Raw genomic sequence first — 19,745 nt, 5'->3', positions numbered from 1 at the left:
CGTGGACCACGTTTCCGTGGACAGCCTCGCCGCCTTGCCCGAAGTGCTGGGGCAAGCCGGTTTCCCCGGTGGCGCCCGGGTGTTGGTGGTCGTGGGCGGCGCCTCCGGGATGTCCGAGGCGCACCGCGAAGCGAGTGACGCGGTGCTTCGGGGCGTCGTGATCCCGTTCGTGGCCGCGGCGGGAGTCGCGGTCGTTGACGGCGGTACCGATTCCGGGGTGATGCGCGCGCTGGGCTTGGCCCGAGCCGCCCTGCGCGCGGACTTCCCGCTTGTCGGAGTGGCCGCCCAAGGGACTTTGGGCTCGGCGGTGCTGGAACCGCATCACACGCATCTGGTGTCGGTGCCGGGCGAGAAATGGGGCGACGAATCGCCTTGGCTGTTCAGCGTGGCCGGCGTGATCGCGAAGGAAGCGCCCGTGGCCACGCTCGTCATCAACGGGGGAGAGGTGACGCTCGGAGACGTCGCGCACAGCCTTCTCCGCGGCATCCCGATCGTCGTCCTGGGCGGGACGGGCCGCGCCGCAGACAGGATCACCGACGCGCGGACCGGCCCGGGAGACCCGTGGGTCACCTTCGTCGCACGTTCCCCGTTGACACATCTCGTGAACGTCGGGCACCGGGACGAACTTCGCCGGGTTCTGCGGGGCGTACTCGGGCTCGGCTGACGACGTGGCGGTGGTCAGCCCAGCCCTCCGAGGGCGAGCACCTCCTGCTCCGCTTCGTCCAGGTCGGCCACGAGCAGATCCAGGTGCATCTGCTGCGCGGGCTCGCCGGACTTCCAGTCCGGGCGGACGTGGTGATCGGTGCGATGGAGGGCGATTTCCGGCTGCTCGCCGCCCAGCGGGAGGCGCACGTGGTCCGCGCCGTCCCTGGTCCGGCTCACGCCCAGGAGTGCCTCGTAGAAGGGGGCGAGGGCCTGCGGATCCGGGCAGTCCACCACCACGACGGCGATTTTCGGGCGCGGCCGGAACAGGCGGTCCAGGTGGTAGTCGAGGGCGGACGACGCCCGCGGGGAGCCGGTCATGCTCCACAGCGGATGCGCCTCGTGGATCGGATCGCGGTCGGCGGCCACGTCCCCGTTCTCCTGCGCTGTCCGCAAAAGCCCGGTGAAGAACTCGATCGACGTCGAGGTGTCCTCGGTGATCGTGCGCCGTGTCGCGGACTCGATCAGGCAGGCGCGCACGATGTCCCGGGGAGACGGATTTCCCTGGTCTGTCCCTTTCGGCAAGTCGGCCCCCTCGCTGTCCATGGTGCACCTTCTCTTGGGAGATATGGCGCTCGGGACACTCGCACCCGCCGATGCGGGGAAAGCGGTTCGCCAGGCAGGACACGTTCGCCCACCTCCCTGCGCAAGAATATGACACAGATCACATCCCTTTTGTCCGATTACCGGGGTCTCCGGCACCGGCATGCTGCGCACGAGACAGGAACGGCCGAGACGAGGAGATTCGATGACCGACGACAAAACGGTGACGCTGTCGTTTCCGATGGCCCGCGCGGCGGATCGCCCGCTCGATCCGGCGCCGGAGCTGACCCGGCTGGCCGAAGGCGATCCCGTGTCGCGCGTGCGGCTGTGGGACGGCAGTACACCGTGGCTGATCACGCGTCACGAGGACGTGCGCGCGGTACTGGCCGACCCGCGCGTCAGCGTCGATGCCACCCAGCCCGGCTTCCCGCACACCAACGCGGTGAGCAAGGCCCGCGATACGCGGATGAAAACGTTGATGCAGATGGACGCGCCGGATCACACCGTCCAGCGACGGTTGCTGACGCCGGAATTCACTGTCAAGAAGATGGAGGCTCTGCGGCCCCGGATCCAGCTGATCGTCGACGACCAACTCGACGAACTGCTCGCCGGCCCCCGGCCCGTGGATCTGATCGAGGCTTTCGCGCTGCCGGTCCCCTCGCAGGTGATCTGCGAGCTGCTCGGCGTGCCCTACGCCGACCGCGCCTTCTTCCAGGAAGTGGCGCGCACGCTCGTCATGGACGAAAGCGACCCCGGGCAGGCCCTCGCGGCGGGTGAGCAGCTGAACGCCTATCTGGAAGACCTGGTGGCCCGGAAGAACGCCCGGCCCGGTGACGACTTGTTCAGCATGCTGGCCGTCGAGCAGTTCCGGACCGGCGCGATGACCTCCCGCGAGATCGCCACGCTCGGGCAGCTTCTCCTGGTGGCCGGGCACGACACCACCGCGGGCATGATCACGCTGGGCACGATCGCGCTCCTGACCCATCCCGATCAGCTCCGCGTGCTCCGGGACGGCGACGATCCGGCGGTGGTGGCCGGTGCGGTGGAAGAACTCCTGCGCTACTTGTCCATCACCCACACCGAAGCCCGCCGTGTCGCGCGGGAAGACCTTGAGATCGGCGGCAGGATCGTCCGGGCAGGCGACGGCATCATCGCGGTGAAGAGCACCGCCAACCGGGACCACTCCGCTTTTCCGGAGCCCGACGCGCTCGACGTCCGACGCGACGCCCGCCACCATCTCGCTTTCGGCTACGGCAGGCATCTGTGCTTGGGTGCCCCGCTTGCCAGGGTGGAGCTGCAGGTCGTCTTCAGCACGCTCTTCCGGCGCGTACCGACCCTGAAACCGGCGACCCCGCCGAGTGAGCTCGCGTACGACGAGAACGCGATTTTCTATACGGTGCGGGAATTTCCCGTCACCTGGTGACGGCGACAGCGCGGGCGGCGCGCGGCTGCTGGAGGTTTCCGGAGCGGAACGCGACGATTCCGGCGGCCAGTGATCCGGATTCCGCGAGGCGGGTCACCCGTGCGGGCAACGCGAGGTCGCGGTCGAACGCGGTATCCCCGGCGACGAGGTCGCGGCCGATCAGCAGCAGCACGACCCGCTGGGTGACCGCGAGTTGTTGCCACCGTTGAGGAAGGTCGACGCCGGTGTGACTGAGCAGGGGGCGGACGCGCGGCCAGTGGACGGTGAGGCGGGCTTCCAGGCCCTCGAAAGTCACCTCGATCCGCCAGCCGGGGACGAGTGTCAGGGGAACGCGCCGGAGATCCGTGGTCAGCGGTAACCCACGGGATCGTGACGCGTGCAGCAGCGCGTCGGGTGCGCTGTCCGCCTCGTGTGCCGAATGCCCGTCCATCAGGAGCGTCGCGAATTCGCGCTCTCCGGATGTCCAGACAATCCCTTGGAAACGGATCCGGTTCCCGTTCATCGACAACCCCCCCCCGGTTTCGAAGTAAACGATCAGTTCAAGGGAAGCACGGACCGCCGTAATTCGGGGACTCCGGGGAAAGGATCACCTCAAATGACCAAGTGGGCGAACCGAGAGTGAGCAGGCAGCCGGGAGGAATCCCGGCTGCCTGCTCGTGGTTTCCCCGGCTCAGGGGTGGTAGATCTCCTTGACCGTGGCGATCCGGTCGTCGCCGTTCACGCTGATCTGCGCGAGCACCGGGTTGCCGTCCTTCAGCTGCTGGATCAGCTGGTCCTGGCCGCACGGCCGGTTTCCGTAGCCCTGGTCGTCGATGGTGACCGATTCGGCGGGGCACAGGGTGGCCGCGCTGAACACCTTGCCGCCCTTCTGCAGCGGGAGCCGGTAGGTCCTGCCGTCGACCGGCGTGGACTCGGTGCCCTGGCGGGTGATCAGCTGGAAGCGGACCATGCGCACCCCGGCGTCGTAGCCGGTGAACCGCACCGACTGGGTGCTGTTCGGGAACTTGCGGACCTGCTGGTCGGGCGCCTTCCCGGTGCCGCCCGCAGGCCGGGTCTCCAGCTGCAGGGAATCGTTGGGCACGCCGCAGACCACCGCGCCCTGGCTGCCCGCGGCGTCCGCCTGGCGGGCGCAGGTCCACCGGCCCTGGACGTCGAGCACCCGCTCGCCGGGGCCTTCGGCCTGCGGCAGCTTCTGGAAGTACTCGGTGATCACGTTGTACGCCTCGGTGCAGCCCGGCGTGGTGCCGTCGGTGGCGGCCACCGCGATCAGATCCATCTGCTGCCGCCCCGGCGCGCCGACCTGGCCGCCGTGCAGGCTGCAGTTGACGTCGCCGTTCGACGCGGCGGCGGCCCCGGAACCGCCGGTGGCCGCCCCCTGGCCACCGCCTTCCGGCACCTGCTCGGCGAACGCCGTCTCCGCCGCGTTCTTCACGGGAGAACTGATTCCCGCCGCATTGTTTCCGCTGCACGCGGAAAGGAGTGCGGTGGCGGCGACAGCCCCGCCCACGATGGCCATTTTGATTGTCTTCTTAGCGGTGAATTTCATTTCGGCGCCCCTCTCGCGTCCTTTGTCGAAGCTATGTCCGGAAGACGCCGGGACCGGAATCGGGTTGCTTCGAGAGGGCTGTACGGCGCAGAGTTGCCCGAAGGTCCGGACCGTCCTGTCCCCACGGGCAGGACCTCGGAGGGCTGCGCAACCTCGCCGATTGAGCAGCTGGCTGATTGCGTCAACAGAGTGCGCCGGCAGAGCGTGCCCTGCCGGCGCACCGGTGCCGGGTTACGGGATGACGCGGTTGCGCAGGTTGTTCGGGTACGGGCCTTCGCCGTGGATGTTCAGCTCGTTGCCCACTTCGAAGCTGTAGAAGGGGTGCGAGCTGAAGTAGCTGTCCAGATTGGTGCCGCCGAAGCAGATCAAGTCCGCGCCACCGCCCGAATTGGGGCCGTTGCACAGGCTCAGCGTCGGGTAGCGGAACGAGTCCAGCGGCCGGAAACCGACGCCACCGGGGCCCGGGACGGGCAGGTGCCCGATCAGCCCGCCGGGGTCACCCGGCCAGTTCGACTCGCCGGGCTGCCGCCTGCCGTCGGCGAACAGCACCCCTTGGACGGTCCGTCCGGGCGGCTCGGTCTCCAGCACGGTGCCCGCGACGAGGGCGCCGAGGCTGAACCCGACGATGTACACCTTGGTGTCGAGATCGCAGCCGTAGGTGACATAGAGGTTGTAGAGCGCGGTTCTGAGGTTGGCGACGCCGGCGTCGACGTCGGTGTAGAGGTTGATGTCCGCTTCGCTGTTCGGATACGGGATGCGCACCGGGTTGGCGCCACCCGGCGCGAGCGCCGGGTCCAGGAGTTTCTGGGCCCCGCCGTCCCGGTACCCCGGCACGACGAACATGACCGGCCCGCACGCGCCGTCCTTCCGGGCGGGCGCCGCCTGTGCGGCCCCCGCACCGGCGATCGCGCTGGTCAGGGTGACGATGGACAGGACGGCGGTCGCGAGTAAACGTGCTCCGGCTTTTCTCATCGGTTTCTCCCCACTGTCGTATTCCCGCCGAACGCTAATGAGCGCCGATGAAATACCGATGAAACGCCAGGGCCGGAACCGTCTTCTCCCGCATTTCGTCCGCAGAATGCGTTCCCTTGGGGACGTCAGCGGCGGCCGGCGGCCAGAATGACGAGGAACTGGCCGCCACCGGGTTCGACGGCGGCGGTCACCGGCAGGCCCGGTACCAGCCGGGAGAACCGGTCCACCAGCCAGTCCGCCGCCTCCTGTGCGTCGGGCTTGGTCGGGCAGCGGGCCACCATTTCGCGGCCGCCCTTGCGTTCCAGTCGCCCGGCGACGGTGATCAGCGGCGCGGGTTCGACCACGTGCAGGCGGTCCGGCCAGGCGATGACGACCTTGACCGCGCCCTTGCGGGTGTTGCACCCGCGGTGCGCGAGCCGTTCGGCGATCTTGGCCTTCCGGTCGGCTGTCCGGCTGTCGACGCTGGGTCCGCGCGGGTCGTTCACCGACATGTCGGGGTCGACCGGTTCGTCGCACACCCAGCATCGCCAACCGTCGCGTTCGGCCACGTCATCGAGGAGACTCACACGGGCAAACTAGCCTGCCGCGCCCGCCTGCCCGTGCGGCACACCCCGTACGTCCGGGACCGGGCTGTGTCTCCAGGTTCGTCCTTGCTAATTCTGCTATGTGGAAGCTAACCTCCGCAGACTGAAATTACCCGGCATCGCTCGCTTCTACCGGGAGGCGGATCCATGGTGAAGAGGACGCAGGACGCAGCGGCCGCGAGGGGTGGGCCCGAGGACGAACGACTCGGGGTCGGCAAGAGTTTCACCTACGGCATCCAGCACGTCCTGACGATGTACGGCGGGATCATCGCGCCGCCGTTGATCATCGGCGGCGCCGCGGGAGTCTCACCCGCCGAGATCGGGGTGCTCGTCGCGTCGTGCCTGTTCATCGGCGGGCTCGCGACGATCCTGCAGTCGTACGGCGTGCCCTTCTTCGGCTCCCGGCTGCCGCTGGTCCAGGGCACTTCCTTCGCCGGGGTGGCGACGATGACCGCGATCGTGGCCGACGGCGGGCTGCCCGCGGTGTTCGGCGCGGTGATCGCCTCCTCACTGCTCGGCCTGCTCGTCACGCCGGTGTTCTCCCGGCTGGTGAAGTACTTCCCGCCGGTCGTCACCGGGACGGTGATCACGGTGATCGGGCTCAGCCTGATGCCGGTCGCGGCCAAATGGGCGATGGGCAACAACGACAAGTCGCCGGACTTCGGCTCGGTCTCCACCATCGGGCTGGCCGCGATGACCCTGACGATCGTGCTGGTGCTCAGCAAGGTCGCCGTCCCGGCGATCTCCCGGCTCTCGATCCTCCTGTCGATCGTGGTGGGCACCGGGCTGGCCGCCGTGCTCGGCAAGGCCGACTTCTCCAAGGTCTGGGACGGCCCGATCTTCGCGCTGCCGACTCCGTTCAGCTTCGGTGCGCCGACCTTCGACATCGCCGCGATCGTGTCGATGTCCATCGTCGTGCTGGTGACTCTCACCGAGACCACGGCAGACCTCCTCGCGGTGGGGGAGATCGTCGGGACGCGGGTCGGCAGGCGCCGGATCGGCGACGGCCTGCGCGCCGACATGGCGTCCTCGGCGATCGCGCCGGTCTTCAACGGGTTCACCCAGAGCGCGTTCGCCCAGAACGTCGGCCTGGTCGCGATCACCGGGGTCAGGAGCAGGTTCGTGGTGACCGCCGGCGGGGTGGTCCTGCTCGTCCTCGGCATGCTCCCGGTCCTCGGCCGGGTGGTCGCCGCGATCCCGTACCCGGTCCTGGGCGGCGCCGGTCTCGTGCTGTTCGGCACGGTCGCGGCGTCCGGCATCAAGACACTGTCCAAAGTGGACTACGACGGGAACCTGAACCTGGTCATCGTCGCGACCTCGGTCGGGCTGGGCATGGTCCCGATCGCGGTGCCGGACTTCTACCACCATTTCCCCTCGTGGGTCGGCACGATCTTCCATTCGGGGATCAGCGCCGCCGCGCTCACGGCCGTCGTGCTGAACCTGGTGTTCAACCATCTGAAGCCGGGCAAGGCGGGCAGTGATCCGTCGGTGTTCGCGACGGCGAGCCGCGTGATCGACTACTCCGACCTCAAGGCCTTCTCCCGGCTGGAGAACGGCGACAAGATCGTCGATGGCAAAATCGTGGACGCCGAAGGCAAGCAGGTCCCGGTGCGGGACGCGGACGGCCGCTCCGTGCAGTACCGCATCGGCTCCGAGCCGGAAGGGCACTGACGGCCGGGGACTGATCTATCAGGGGAGCGGATGAGCGAGACGCTGGACGACACCGTCGCGGGCATCATGGCGGGAGTGAGCACGAGGATCGCCGACGGCGACAGCATGTTCGCCGGCAACAACCTCGGGCACTACATGAGTGTGTCGAGGGACGCGTTGCGTGCGGTGCTCGCCGCGCTGCAGGTCACCGGGCGGCCGGAGCCCAAGCGGCTTCTGGATTTCGGGTGTGGTTACGGCCGGGTGATGCGTTCGCTGCGGGCCGCCTTCCCGTCGGCCGAGCTGATCGCGTGCGACATGGATCCGGCGGCACTGGCCAGCTGTGCCGAGGCGTTCGGGGCGCGGGCTGTCGCCGGTGCCGCGGACGTCGATCGGATCGAGCAGGTCACCGAGGTGGATCTGCTGTGGTGTGGTTCGGTGCTGACGCATCTCGATGCCCCGGACTGGGGTCCGTTGCTGCGGTACTTCTCGCGTGCGCTGGCTCCCGGTGGGGTCGCGGTGGTCACCACGCACGGCCGCCGGATGGCGATGCGTGCCGAGGCGGGCAAGGACTACGGGCTGGACGCGCGTGCCACCGATCGCGTGCTGGCCGCGTACAAGGCCTGCGGTTTCGGCTACAACGACTACGCGGGCAACGACGGGTACGGCATCTCGCTCAGCTCGCCCGGTTGGGCGGTGCAACGCGCGCTGGAGGCGCCCGATCTGCGCCTCGCCGGGTACGACGAGGCCGCGTGGGATCTCCATCAGGACGTGATGGTGCTGGTCAAGGACGCCAACGCGACGCTGAAAGCGGACCTTTAGCCACGGGGGAGAAGCAGCATGACCACACCATCCGCGCCCGAGGGTGAGCTCGCGTTCGCGCGTGCCCGGCGCAAGTACCTGATCGCGATGTCGCTCGGCCCGATCATGCTGGTGGCGCTGTGCTTCGTTTCCTTGGTGGGGCCACGGAGCCGGGGCTCGATCCTGCCGGTGCTGGGGTTGCTCGCGTTCGCGCTGATCCTGCTCCTGTTCGGGTACGTCCGGCGGAACTCGCCCGTGCGCTGGAACCGGGTCGCGGCGATCAGCGGGGTCGTGGCCGGGGTCTATGGCGCGGTCGCGGTGCTGACCTGGCGTGACGCGGAGAACCGGCTGCTCATCGCCGTCACGGTGGTGGTCGTGCTCTCGCTCGTGCCCTGGCTCGCCGTGCGGAGCGCGTCGGCCTCGGTGCTGGCCGCGCCCAAGGGCGCCCTCGTCGGCGCGGTGGCCGAGCTGTCCTTCGCACTCCGGGACGAGGCCGACGGCTGGTTCCTGATCCGTCGGGACGAGGTCGCCGTGCGGATCCGGCGCAAGGCCCGCCGTGCTCTCGACGACGACCACGACGCCTCGGCCCCGTTCCCGGGCATCGCCGAGGTCGAGGTCATCGACCTGCCCGGCGGCGAGGAGGTCGAGATCGGTCTGGCGTACACCGTCACGCCCAGTGCCGGGCCCGCCCTGCGCATCCGGGTGGACGACAAGGAGATCGATCTCCAGGAGGAGTGGATCGTGCCGATCGACGAGGCGTGGCAAGCCGCCGAGGCCTTGCGCACCCGGATGGCCCAGCCGAAGTAGCGATCTGACGGTCAGGGGGTCCAGCGGGCGCGGACGACTCCGTCGCCGTCGGGAAGTACGGCGGTGAGCAGTGGGTGACGGTCGTCCGCGTACCCGGACAGCGCCATCGCGGCACGCGCCTCGGCCAGCAGCGCGGGCAGCTTCGGGAAGATCGCCTCGTCGGCCATCGAGCTGCTTATCCGCCCGTCCTCGGTTTCCCAAACGAGCTCGATCAGGCCGTCGGGCGGAAGCGCGTCGAGTACGGCCGCGACGTCCGCGGACAGGTCCGGCCAGACGAGCAGCCCGGCCCGCGGCGTGAGCCGGGAGCGGATCGCGAGGGCGTCGCCGGGGCGGACGCGATGCCAGCGCGAGGCATTGCCGACGTAGCACTCTTCCAGCAGCACGGTGCCGCGGCGAGTGGCGAGCTCGGTCAGCTCATCCCAGAACGCGTCGTCAGCGGGACGCGACGGTTCGGCGGGCTCGTCAAAGGACGGGTCGTAGGGAGAGGCGTCAAGGCTTTCCGGGAACAGCCCGAGTGAGCGGGTGTGCGCGATCGCCCGCTCACAGGGCTGGGCACTGCCGAGATACAGGTATTGGTCGTAGCCCACGTGGACGAAGAACCGGTGGTCCACTTCCAGCCGGCACCACGCGCCGTTGCCGCGCACCATGGCCCGCACCAGGCCGAGCCCGATGGCGAGGGGCACCTCCGCGCCGTCGTGATAGCCGGAGAGGTCGGGCGGGAACAATGCGTCCAGCCCGTGCCCCTTGATCGGCGCCTCCAGCCCGAAGCCGACAAAGCCGGCGACCTGTGGATCTCGGACGGTGAGGTGGGTGACCCCGGTGTCCTCGGCGAAGGCCACCACGGCGGCGAGATAGGCCGCTTCGACCGGGCCATGGTCACTGACGCTGTCTTCGGCCCCGGCGTAGTGACCATGCTCGTCCCGGTCAGCCGGGTCGTACTTGGTGACCCGATGGACATGAAGCAGCACGTCACAGCCCTTCTCGGCTTTCATGCGGACACAGCGACCTTCGCCGGGCTACATGGTCTCAGTCGATGAGGACGTTCTTGTAGAACAGGTTCGCGTAGCGGTTGACATCGCCCATGCTGCTGCGCGACCCGAAACCCATGTACAGCCGGGTCTCCCCGGCCAGGCTCCGGTAGATCCCGAGGCCCTCCGGCTCGCGGTACACGAGCGATTTCCCCGCCTTGGTCAGCGCGCGGCTCTTCACCTTGCCGGTGTTCATGTCGATGCAGGTGACGTAGGAGTTGATGTCGGCGGGGTTCTCGTGGCCCGTACCGTCCAATGTGTACAGATACTGGCCGTAGATCGTGTATCCCTGGAATGTCACCGTGTTCTCGGCCAGCGCGGGCTGCGGGAAGTGCGCCAGCGGCGCGCTGAAGTTCCCGGCGGCGGCGGAAGCGAGCGGGTAGACGCTGATGAACATCTTGCCGCCTTCCTTGCGGCGTACCGCCATCCGCTTGTGGACCGGATCGGTGGCACAGGTGATCGTGTCGCTGCCGGTGAGGAACTTCTTCACCGACGGTGTGCCACCGTTGACGAACTTGAACCTGGCCAGCGCCGTCCCGCGACCGTCGCCGGTGGGCCCGTTCGAGTCGCATTCCATCCAGATGTAGGAATCGGTGCCCACCGGTTCGACGCCGATCGACACACCGTGCCCGGCGTTGTCGAGGTGCATCGAGCCCTGGATCTCGCCGGAGAAGTTGACCTGGGTGACGCACAGGTCGTCCCCGGTCCCGCCGTTGCGGGCGTTCACGATGAAGATGCGCACGTTCTGGTTGTCGAAGGCGAAACCCTGCATCACGTGGTGCGACTCGTGCAGGATCTTGCTGCGGAACTCGTCGTAGGACGGCTCGGTGAGGTTGAAACGCTGGGACGCCGGCACCGCGGTGATCGCTGCCGAAGCCGGTCCGGCGAACATCGCGCCGGTGCCGAGCAGAGCCGTCGTCGCGGCGAGACCGCCACCGGTGCGCAGCAGTGAACGTCGGGAGAACGTGGATCGGACGAGATCCGGGGGCACCTGCTCGGACATGAGCGCTCGCCTTCGTCGGAGTTGCGCGGTCCGATCGAAAATTCTTCAAGCGCGTACACGATTCGTACAAAGCACACCTCGACCGGCATTCGCCAACCCTGGTTAGCCCGAGTGGAGTAGCTCCACTTGTCGGCGCGTGCGGGCGGCCCCGGCGATGACCCACTCGGGAAATTCAGAGTTCTTTCAGAGATAAGAATTCGGCGGGCCGTCGAAAAGGTTCATGGAAAACGGTTAACGCCGGGCGGTTCATCGAATACGCACAGTGCTCGAATCGTGGTTCACCCTGGGAAGTCGTCTCGATAGCGTGATGAATCCCAGCCGCGAGTGCGGTTCTGTCACTCGCCGCCGGGTTGTCAATCCACCAGGGATCGGAGATCTGCGTGCTCTTCAGAAAGCTTGCTACGGCGGCCGTCGGCACCGTCATGGTCGTCATGCCTTTGACAGCCACGTCCGCGGTCGCCGTCGCCGCGCCCGCGGTGCCGGTCGCGGATTCCCAGTCGGTGGCGGTGCGGACCGTCACCGTCAGCGGCGGGGCGGAATACGCCTCCTACGTTCCCCAAGCCGCCGAGATCTGGAACTCCCACGTGCCCAACATCCGGATGGTGCAGGTGAGCGGACGGGGGAACGTCACGATCACGGTCGGCACCGGAGGTGGCTCGCGTGCCACCATCGGCCACGGATACGGGCAGATCTTCCTGGACCGCGGCCAGATCAACCAGGGCTACTCGCCACTTCGCGTGGTCACGCACGAACTCGGGCATTCGCTCGGCCTGCGGGACAACTACAACGGCGACTGCGCGATCCTCATGTCGGGTGGCACCGCGGGCACGAGCTGCCGCAACGTGAATCCGAGCGCCGTCGAGGCGGACACCGTCAACCGCAGCTTCGCCAACGGCAAGGCGGTGTTCTCGCCCACGCAGGAAATCGCGACCGAGTGGTCGTCCGGACACTGACGAACTGGGCTCGTAGTCAGACACGGCGAGGTGGGTGTGGACGGCACTGCGAGTCCCCACACCCACCTTCGCCGGTCACCACCCGCCCGACTGGACGGAGAAAGACGATGGAGGTCGAAGTCCGGCACCTGCGCGTGATCGCGGCCATCGCGGAAGCCGGCAGTGTCAACCGAGCCGCCAAACACCTCGGAGTCTCTCAGAAGACCGGTCGAGGATCATGCTCTCGCGCGTTTTCAGCCGGGCCGAAACAGCTTGCCACCACACGAAACCAGGAGCTCCGATGATCATCGAGAACGACGACCGAGCAGACGCCGGCGCGACGGACGGCGAGATCACCCGCAAGAAGATGCTGAAGATGACGGCCATGGCGGCCCCGGTCCCGATCCTGCTGGCCGCGGGAATCGGGGTGAGCGCGGCACAGGAAGGTCCTGCTGAGGACGGTCTGCTGCCGGCCACCCCGGAATGCCACGACGGCGACCAGCCGACCGTGGCACAGACGGAGGGCCCGTACTTCACTCCCGGCTCGCCCGAACGCTCCGAACTGGTGGAGCCCGGAATGGCGGGCACCCGGTTGCGGGTCACCGGCTTCGTCTACACCCGGAACTGCACTCCGGTGGCGAACGCGCTGATGGACTGGTGGCAGGCCGACAACGGCGGCAACTACGACAACCGGGGATACCGGCTGCGCGGGCACTTCTACACGGACAACGCGGGCAAGTTCACGCTGAGCACCATCGTGCCGGGTCTCTACCCGGGCCGTACGCGGCACCTGCACGTCAAAGTGCAGGCGCCCAACCGGCCCATCCTCACCACCCAGCTCTACTTCCCCGGAGAACCGGGCAACGGCAGGGACACCATCTACGACCCCCGGCTCCTGATGCGGATGAGCAACGCCGGTGGCGGCCGGGTGGGTACCTACGACTTCGTCCTCAACTTCACCGGCACCTCGCCGACGACCACTCCGCCCTCCGGAGGCCGGTTCGAGAACACCGGCAACGTGCCCATCCCCGACAACGGCGCCGCCGTCACCAGCCCGGTCACCGTCACCGGGCAGCCGGGCAACGCACCCGCCGCGCTACGGGTGAACGTGGACGTCAGGCACACCTACCGCGGTGACGTCGTGCTCGACCTGGTCGCGCCCTCCGGCGTGGCTCACCGGCTGAAGAACACCGACGCGACGGATTCCGCGGCCGACGTGATCACCACGTACACGGTCAACGCTTCGGCCGAACGGGCCAACGGGATCTGGCAATTGCGGGCGAGCGACGTCTCGCAGCGCGACACGGGTCACATCGAGGCCTGGAGTCTGCAATTCTGATCGACATGAACCAACGCCGGAAGACGTGGCAGACGGGGGTGTCGAAGTGATCGGCAACTTGGTGACGATGACGCTTCCCACCCTTCCTGTGCTGGTTTACGAAGTGCTGTGGGAGCGGCTCGGCCTCGGACCCATGCCGTCCCCTCTCGTGGTGAGCCGCCATGGCCGCGACGACGAGGAGCGACGAGAGTGTCTTGATCGCGCACACCGATGGCTGACCTCCAACAGCCTCGGGGACGCGGGCAACCTCGACGGCGATCTGGTGCAGGCCCTGCGGGCGATGGACGACCGCGACCTCGTGCTGTCGCTGCGCTACGACGACGCCTACGGACGGATGGCGATCGGCTGCTTTCCCCAGCCCTCCGGACGGGCGCTGCGCGTGATCGTGCGCAACGAGACCGTGGAACTGGGCTGGCTGAACGCGACGAGGATGGCGGAAGGCATGCTGGAGGCGCTGCCCGAGGTCCAGCCGGGCAGCGGGCGCCCGCTCCGCGTGACCGAACTCGCCCTCAACCGGTCGGGCCGGATGTGGCGGCGGTCAGGACTGCTCAGTGACGGGACGCGATCCTTGATCGGGTACGGGGTGGCCCCTGACAGCGCCGAGTGGCTCCTGCGTGTCCTGTCGCGGGCGCGGGCGACCGGCCAGGCGACCGCGACGCGATCGGGAATCGCCGGGAACACGCTGACCGCCATCCGGCCACTGTCCTTTGTGGATAGCAACGATGGCCGGTACGTCGTCGTGCGGAGCTACGGATCGGTCACGCTCATGCCCGCCGACAACGCCGCGTTGGCGGCCCGGATCAGAGGGCTCGCGAACGACGACTTCATCGAAAGCCGGCCTCCCCGCGACAAAGGGGTGTTCAGCCACCTGCGCTGATCCGCGCAACACTCGATGAACCCGGCCCGGTTCCGCGGTATCCCCGCGGGACCGGGCCGCGCTATTCCCATTCCCAGCGGATGCCCGCGACACCACGCTTGGGGTTCTGGGTCGCCGTGAGGGCGAAGCGCGCGTTCGACAGGTGGACTTCCTGTTCGGTGCGAGGCTGGCCCGCGTGGGTGGTCTGGAACTGGTAGCAGCGGACGGGAAGTTCCGAAGGGTCGAACTGGACGCGCAATACATAGAGCCCGACAGACCTGGCGAAGGCACGAAAGTATTCGTCTTCGTCGACCGGTTGGTCAATGACCGCCGTGTACTCGATCAGGAATGTCTCGCCCGTGTTGAAGACCTGGTCGAGAAGTAGTTCGGTGGCGACGAGCCAGCGGGAATAGTCCCTGCGGACCCGGCCGGGCCGGCAATTCTGAAGGGCTTTCACCTGAACCGTGTCGAGGTCGTGTGCGCGGTCGGCGAGATTCACCGCGAAACACCGGTCCACGCCGTCCACGCCCGCCTGTGCGAGAAACCGGGTCCGGATCTCACGCAAAACCCGTCCGGGTGCGAGGACCACCTCTTCTTCGGTATGCAGGACCTTGACGTCGTTCGGTATTTCGGGGCAGATCTCACTGATGATCTTCGCGAGTGCCGGACCGCCCGGTACGGCGTCGAACCGCAGGTTCTCCAGGCCTCCGGCGGGCAGCCTGCCGCGAGGGCGGCGCGGGCCGAGCAGGGTGGTCAGTGCGCCGGGGGCCAGCGTGAACAGCTCTTCGAGCGCGGCCACCGCCCGCAGGGACTCCGGTCGTTCCGGGCGGTTGTGGCCGGTCTGCCAGTTGCTCAAGGTGCCTATCGCGACCTGGATGCCACGGCGGGCGAGGCGGCTTTGAAGGGCATGCAGGGTCAATCCGCTGTCGACGACCGCGGCTCGAAGCGCGGTCTCGAAGGTGATGTGTGCCCGTGATCGCATGGTCGACCTCCAGTCCGTGATGGTCGCACATGTCGGGTTCGTCGGGTTCTGAAATTCCCGAGTTTTTCAACCGAAGTCCCGATGTGGCACTTTTCGGCCACGATCGGGACGTCTGACCGGGGTGAACCGCGCTGGCCGTTCAGAGATTACCGGCAGTGATCATTCAGTCTCTTGTCGTGGCGGAAACCGTCATTACGCTCAGCCGGACACTGAAGCGCTTCGGTGAAATCACACAGATCTGAAAGTGCCGGTATTCCGGCCCATTTCCCCATGGATGTGTCCCCCCGCATTGTATGGAGTACCCATGAAACGCAGAACCGGTTTATCGGTCGCGGTGGCAGGGCTCGCCCTCGCCCTGCTCGCCGGGACGGCCGTCGCGCTGCCCTGGACGCCCGTGACGCGAGCGTTCGCCGAACTGGCCGATCCCGTCGATTCGGCCGTCGCCGCCGCAGACAAGGCCGCCTCCAGCGGACTGGACGCGTTGCGCAAGGGCCCGGACGAACAGTTCGACCGCAAGGCCGTCTACACCGGGGGAAACCCTGGCAAGAACACGCTGTACTACGTGTCCTACGACCGCACCTACCGGGGACTGCCGGTGGTCGGCGGCGACGCCGTCGTGGCCACCGACGCCGACGGCAAAGTGCTGAGCACGGTGTCCGGCAGCGACACCACGATCACCGTGGGCACCAGCCCGCGGATCAGCGCCGGGCAGGCCACCGCGGCCGCCCGCGCTCTGCTGACCAAAGTGGACAAGACCATGGATCCGGACCTCGTGGTGCTCACGCTGAACCAGCCGAAGCCCGTACTCGCCTGGCACGTGGAGGTCTCGGGCACGTCCGCGACCCAGCGGAGCCGGCAGAACGTCTACGTCGACGCCGCCAACGGCAAGGTCGCGCACGCGGAGGAGGAGATCCACGCGGGCACCGGCACCGGGGTGTGGAGCGGGCCGAACCTGAACATCCCGACGTCGGGCTCCAGCGGTAACTACCGGTTGCAGGACCCGACCCGCGGAAACATCAGCTGCGGCAACTACTCGGGAAGTGCCGGAGCGATCTACACCGACACCGACGACGTGTGGGGCAGTTCGTCCAAGACGGACAAGGTCTCGGGCTGTGTGGACGTGATGTACGCCAAGGCCGGCGAGTGGGACATGCTCAAGAACTGGCTGGGCCGCAACGGTTTCGACGGCAACGGCGGTGGCTGGCCGTCGTATGTGGGGCTGACCGAGAACAACGCGTACTGGGACTACGTGCCCAATGCCGCGCTGTACGGCTACAACTCGGCCAAACAGTGGCTGACCGAGATCGACGTCATCGGACACGAGAACGGCCACGGTCTCGACGAGAACACCCCCGGCGGCACCGCCACGGGAAAGGGGCTCGGCGAGGGCACCGGTGACATCTTCGGCGCCTTGACCGAGCACTACATCAACAGCTCGGTGGACGTACCCGACTACGAAACCGGTGAGCTGATCAGCTTCACCGGCAACGGCAAACCCTTGCGGTACATGTACGAGCCGTCGAAGGACGGATCGAGCCCGAACTGCTACTCGTCGTCCGTGCCGAACCTCGAGACGCACATCGCCGCGGGTCCGCTGAACCACTGGTTCTACCTGCTGGCCGAGGGCAACGCCCCCGGCGGTGGCAAGCCGACCTCCCCGACCTGCAACAGCAGTTCGCTGACCGGTGTGGGCATCCAGAACGCCGGAAAGATCTTCTACAACGCCATGCTGCTCAAGACCTCGGGCATGACGTACCAGAAGTACCGGATCGCCACATTGCAGGCAGCGAAGAACCTCGACAGCACCTGCGGCCTGTTCGCCAAGACCAAGGCCGCCTGGGACGCTGTCACCCTGCCCGCCCAGTCCGGCGAGACGACGTGCACCTCGACGCCCGGAAACGACTTCACCCTCAGCCTGAACCCCGGTTCCGGGAACGTCCAGCCCGGCTCCGCGGTCACCACCACGGTCGCCACGAGCACCACCTCGGGCAGCGCGCAGACGGTGAACCTGACCGCCTCGGGCCTGCCGAGCGGGACGACCTCGAACTTCAGCCCGTCCTCGGTCCAGTCCGGCTCCTCGTCGACGTTGACGATCTCCACCTCGGGGAGCACCCCGCCGGGCAGCTACCCGATCACGGTGACCGGGGCCGGCTCGGCGAGCCACACCGCCACCTACAACCTGACCGTCGGCGGTACCGGCCCGAACCCGGGCGTCCCCGACATCGACGTCGCCAAGGTGCAGGCGCACCTGACCCAGTTCAACACCATCGCCACCCAGAACGGCGGCAACCGCCGGGCGGGCTCGGCCGGCTACACCCAGTCGCTGGCCTATGTGAAGGGCAAGCTCCAGGCGGCGGGCTTCACGGTGTCCGAACAGAACTGCACCTCGTGCACCTATCCGTCGAACAACCTCATCGCCGACTGGCCGGGCGGTGACACGAACAACACGGTCATGTTCGGCGCGCATCTCGACGGCGTGTCCGCGGGTCCGGGTATCAACGACAACGGCACCGGCTCCGGGGCGCTGCTGGAGAACGCCCTCGCGCTCGCGGCGGCCGCCCCGACCATGACGAAGCACGTGCGCTTCGGATGGTGGACGGACGAAGAGCAGGGCCTCAACGGCTCCAAGTTCTACGTCAATTCCCTGTCCGCCGCCCAGAAGAGCGCGATCAAGGGCTACTACAACTTCGACATGATCGCGTCCAAGAACGCCGGCTACTTCATCAACAACGTCACCACGGCCACCGCGGCCCCGTTGAAGGCGTACTGGGACTCCCTCAACCTCTCGCCGGAGGAGAACGTCGAAGGCCAGGGCCGCTCCGACGACGCCTCGTTCAAGAACGCGGGCATCCCGACGTCGGGGTACGCCACCGGTGCCAGCGCACGGAAAACCGCCGCGCAGGTGAGCAAATGGGGCGGTTCGCAAGCGGCGTACGACCCCTGTTACCACCAGTCCTGCGACACCACCGGCAACGTCAACGCCACGGCCCTCGACCGCGGCGCGGACGGCATCGCCTACGCCATCTGGAAACTCGCTGTCGGGACGACCACGCCGGTCAACGACTTCTCGGTGTCGGTCAGCCCGGTCTCCGGCAACGTGAACCAGGGCTCCTCGGTGACGGCCGCCGTCAGCACGGCCACCACTGCAGGGAACGCACAGACGGTGAACCTGACCGCCTCGGGAGCGCCGTCCGGCGTGACCGTGTCGTTCAGCCCGTCGTCGGTGCAGTCCGGATCCGGCTCCACGGTGACCTTCGCCGTGGCGTCGAACGCGACCCCCGGCACCTCCACGATCACCGTCACCGGCACCGGATCGGTGGCGCACACCACGACCTACACCCTGACCGTCAACGGCACCCCGCCGACCGGGCGCACGTTCACCAACGGCGCCGACTACCAGATCCGCGACAACCAGATCGTCAGCCCGATCATGTCCAACGCGGGTGGCGCCGCCGCCCGGCCGGTGCAGGTTTCGGTGACGATCAACCACACCTGTTCGGAAGACCTCGGGATCAGCCTGCTCGCACCCAACGGCATGGCCTACACCCTGAAGACCTCCGGCGTCGGCAACTACCAGTGCACCGAGTTCGGTGGTCAGAAGACCTTCACCGTGCCGAACATCAACTCCGCCGCCGGCGGCGTTTGGCGGCTGGGAATCACCGACTACGGCCCTGGTGACTACGGAGTTCTCGACACCTGGTCGATCACGCTGTAGGGCTCCCCAGGGGAGGGGAAGAGAGCCGGTCGCTTCGTGCGGCCGGCTCTTTTCGGTGTCCCGGAGACGGGCGCGGACACGGTGCTGCGGCGCATCATCGGGCAGGTCCTCGACCTCGGGCGGGACCGGTAGTGCCGAAGAACCGGTGGCCGCCGCGTCGCGCAGGTCTGCGATCTCGATCATTCGGTGACGTGGCAGTTCGGTGGCCATACCGACGCTGCTGACCTCTGCTGCCGTGACCATCGCCTCGAAGGCGGACCCGGCTGGATCTGCACCCTTGCCCCCGACGGCACCCCAGGACGATGAACCGCCGCTGTGCTGGGTTGTTGCCGGAAATCGGCGACGGGAGTGCTGGTTGGAGACGATCTCGGTCGCGGTGTTGCGCTTCTTCGTCGTGAACGGTTGCCGGAAATCGGCTACACCGTCTCGGCCTGTGCAGTCCCTGCGAGGAGATCTCGCGCCTGGTAGCGCTGCGTCCGCTAGGGACCGTCGGCGAATCGCCGCTGTACTGGGTCGTTGCCGAAAGACGGCTACAGGAGCGTTGGCCAGGCACGCTTCGGTCGACGTGTCCGTGGTGCTGCGCTTCTTCGTCGCGTAGCTGTTGCCGGAAATCGGCTATATCGTCTCGGCCTGTGGAGTGCTCCACATGGGAGATTTCGTGCCTGGCAGGGCTGCGTCCGTTAGTGACCTTGTCGGCGAACCGTCACCGTTCTGGGGCGTTGTCGAATAGCGGCGACGGGAGCGCTGGCCAGACACGACCCCGATTGCCGTGTCCGTGGTGCTGCGCTTCTTCGTCGCGTAGCTGTTGCCGGAAATCGGCTATATCGTCTCGGCCTGTGGAGTGCTCCACATGGGAGATTTCGTG

The 19,745-nt window shown here is 67.6% G+C and carries 18 protein-coding genes; 10 read left to right on the top strand and 8 right to left on the bottom strand.

The features are described from left to right. The first annotated feature begins 1 nt into the window (after position 1). Positions 2-664, top strand: coding sequence for a hypothetical protein (locus ACZ6YV_RS38655; RefSeq protein WP_465514354.1), 663 nt, complete (start codon positions 2-4; stop codon positions 662-664). A gap of 14 nt (positions 665-678) precedes the next feature. On the opposite strand, the gene ACZ6YV_RS38650 is transcribed toward ACZ6YV_RS38655, so the two are convergent. Continuing rightward, positions 679-1,248: a VOC family protein gene (locus tag ACZ6YV_RS38650; RefSeq protein ID WP_465514353.1), complete on the bottom strand. Its 570-nt coding sequence runs from the start codon at positions 1,246-1,248 to the stop codon at positions 679-681. A gap of 202 nt (positions 1,249-1,450) precedes the next feature. Here ACZ6YV_RS38650 and ACZ6YV_RS38645 point away from each other — a divergent pair, with 202 nt between their 5' ends. Next, positions 1,451-2,668: a cytochrome P450 gene (locus ACZ6YV_RS38645; RefSeq protein WP_465514352.1), complete on the top strand. Its 1,218-nt coding sequence runs from the start codon at positions 1,451-1,453 to the stop codon at positions 2,666-2,668. On the opposite strand, the gene ACZ6YV_RS38640 is transcribed toward ACZ6YV_RS38645, so the two are convergent. The 4 genes from ACZ6YV_RS38640 to ACZ6YV_RS38625 all read right to left on the bottom strand — a co-directional run bounded on the left by ACZ6YV_RS38640 (position 2,658) and on the right by ACZ6YV_RS38625 (position 5,752). Then, positions 2,658-3,170 carry a hypothetical protein gene (locus ACZ6YV_RS38640; RefSeq protein WP_465514351.1) on the bottom strand — a complete coding sequence of 171 codons (513 nt, stop codon included), beginning with the start codon at positions 3,168-3,170 and terminating at the stop codon, positions 2,658-2,660. The two genes, ACZ6YV_RS38645 and ACZ6YV_RS38640, sit on opposite strands and share 11 nt — an antisense overlap. A gap of 168 nt (positions 3,171-3,338) precedes the next feature. Continuing rightward, complete coding sequence (locus ACZ6YV_RS38635) at positions 3,339-4,214, bottom strand: hypothetical protein (protein WP_465514350.1); 876 nt, start codon at positions 4,212-4,214, stop codon at positions 3,339-3,341. 231 nt (positions 4,215-4,445) lie between these two features. Then, entirely contained in the window at positions 4,446-5,186 is a 741-nt protein-coding gene (locus tag ACZ6YV_RS38630) for a hypothetical protein (protein WP_465514349.1), read from the bottom strand. A gap of 125 nt (positions 5,187-5,311) precedes the next feature. Continuing rightward, positions 5,312-5,752 (bottom strand): hypothetical protein, encoded by a 441-nt coding sequence (locus tag ACZ6YV_RS38625; RefSeq protein ID WP_465514348.1) that lies wholly within the window; start codon positions 5,750-5,752, stop codon positions 5,312-5,314. 165 nt (positions 5,753-5,917) lie between these two features. On the opposite strand from ACZ6YV_RS38625, the gene ACZ6YV_RS38620 reads away from it, so the two are divergent. The 3 genes from ACZ6YV_RS38620 to ACZ6YV_RS38610 are packed head-to-tail and all read left to right on the top strand — an operon-like array spanning position 5,918 to position 9,025. After that, positions 5,918-7,441: a nucleobase:cation symporter-2 family protein gene (locus ACZ6YV_RS38620; protein ID WP_465514347.1), complete on the top strand. Its 1,524-nt coding sequence runs from the start codon at positions 5,918-5,920 to the stop codon at positions 7,439-7,441. 30 nt (positions 7,442-7,471) lie between these two features. Further along, on the top strand, positions 7,472-8,239 hold the full coding sequence (locus ACZ6YV_RS38615; protein WP_465514346.1) for a class I SAM-dependent methyltransferase: 768 nt from the start codon (positions 7,472-7,474) through the stop codon (positions 8,237-8,239). Positions 8,240-8,257: 18 nt separating this feature from the next. Next, positions 8,258-9,025 (top strand): hypothetical protein, encoded by a 768-nt coding sequence (locus tag ACZ6YV_RS38610; protein ID WP_465514345.1) that lies wholly within the window; start codon positions 8,258-8,260, stop codon positions 9,023-9,025. 11 nt (positions 9,026-9,036) lie between these two features. Here the strand turns inward: ACZ6YV_RS38610 and ACZ6YV_RS38605 are convergent, their stop codons facing one another. Beyond that, positions 9,037-10,017, bottom strand: coding sequence for an RNA-binding protein (locus ACZ6YV_RS38605; RefSeq protein ID WP_465514344.1), 981 nt, complete (start codon positions 10,015-10,017; stop codon positions 9,037-9,039). Between the two features lie 34 nt (positions 10,018-10,051). Next, positions 10,052-11,056: a phage baseplate protein gene (locus tag ACZ6YV_RS38600; protein WP_465514343.1), complete on the bottom strand. Its 1,005-nt coding sequence runs from the start codon at positions 11,054-11,056 to the stop codon at positions 10,052-10,054. A gap of 380 nt (positions 11,057-11,436) precedes the next feature. Here ACZ6YV_RS38600 and ACZ6YV_RS38595 point away from each other — a divergent pair, with 380 nt between their 5' ends. The 4 genes from ACZ6YV_RS38595 (at position 11,437) to ACZ6YV_RS38580 (ending at position 14,204) form a co-directional block, all read left to right on the top strand. Continuing rightward, a complete protein-coding gene (locus ACZ6YV_RS38595; protein ID WP_465514342.1) occupies positions 11,437-12,009 on the top strand; it encodes a snapalysin family zinc-dependent metalloprotease in 573 nt (190 codons plus the stop codon). A gap of 107 nt (positions 12,010-12,116) precedes the next feature. Then, positions 12,117-12,293 (top strand): helix-turn-helix domain-containing protein, encoded by a 177-nt coding sequence (locus tag ACZ6YV_RS38590; protein ID WP_465514341.1) that lies wholly within the window; start codon positions 12,117-12,119, stop codon positions 12,291-12,293. Next, positions 12,290-13,327: a proprotein convertase P-domain-containing protein gene (locus ACZ6YV_RS38585; RefSeq protein ID WP_465514340.1), complete on the top strand. Its 1,038-nt coding sequence runs from the start codon at positions 12,290-12,292 to the stop codon at positions 13,325-13,327. The genes ACZ6YV_RS38590 and ACZ6YV_RS38585 overlap by 4 nt, the downstream gene beginning before the upstream one ends. 67 nt (positions 13,328-13,394) lie before the next feature. Further along, positions 13,395-14,204, top strand: coding sequence for an ESX secretion-associated protein EspG (locus tag ACZ6YV_RS38580; RefSeq protein WP_465514339.1), 810 nt, complete (start codon positions 13,395-13,397; stop codon positions 14,202-14,204). A gap of 61 nt (positions 14,205-14,265) precedes the next feature. On the opposite strand, the gene ACZ6YV_RS38575 is transcribed toward ACZ6YV_RS38580, so the two are convergent. Next, entirely contained in the window at positions 14,266-15,165 is a 900-nt protein-coding gene (locus ACZ6YV_RS38575; protein WP_465514338.1) for a hypothetical protein, read from the bottom strand. A gap of 304 nt (positions 15,166-15,469) precedes the next feature. Between ACZ6YV_RS38575 and ACZ6YV_RS38570 the strand changes: the two genes are divergently transcribed. Next, positions 15,470-18,880, top strand: coding sequence for a M28 family peptidase (locus ACZ6YV_RS38570; RefSeq protein WP_465514337.1), 3,411 nt, complete (start codon positions 15,470-15,472; stop codon positions 18,878-18,880). Positions 18,881-19,745: the final 865 nt, after the last annotated feature.

The sequence above is a fragment of the Amycolatopsis sp. NPDC102522 genome (genome assembly GCF_055584485.1).
Note: the sequence above shows the minus strand (reverse complement) of the source record. Positions and strands in the feature narration are given on the sequence as shown.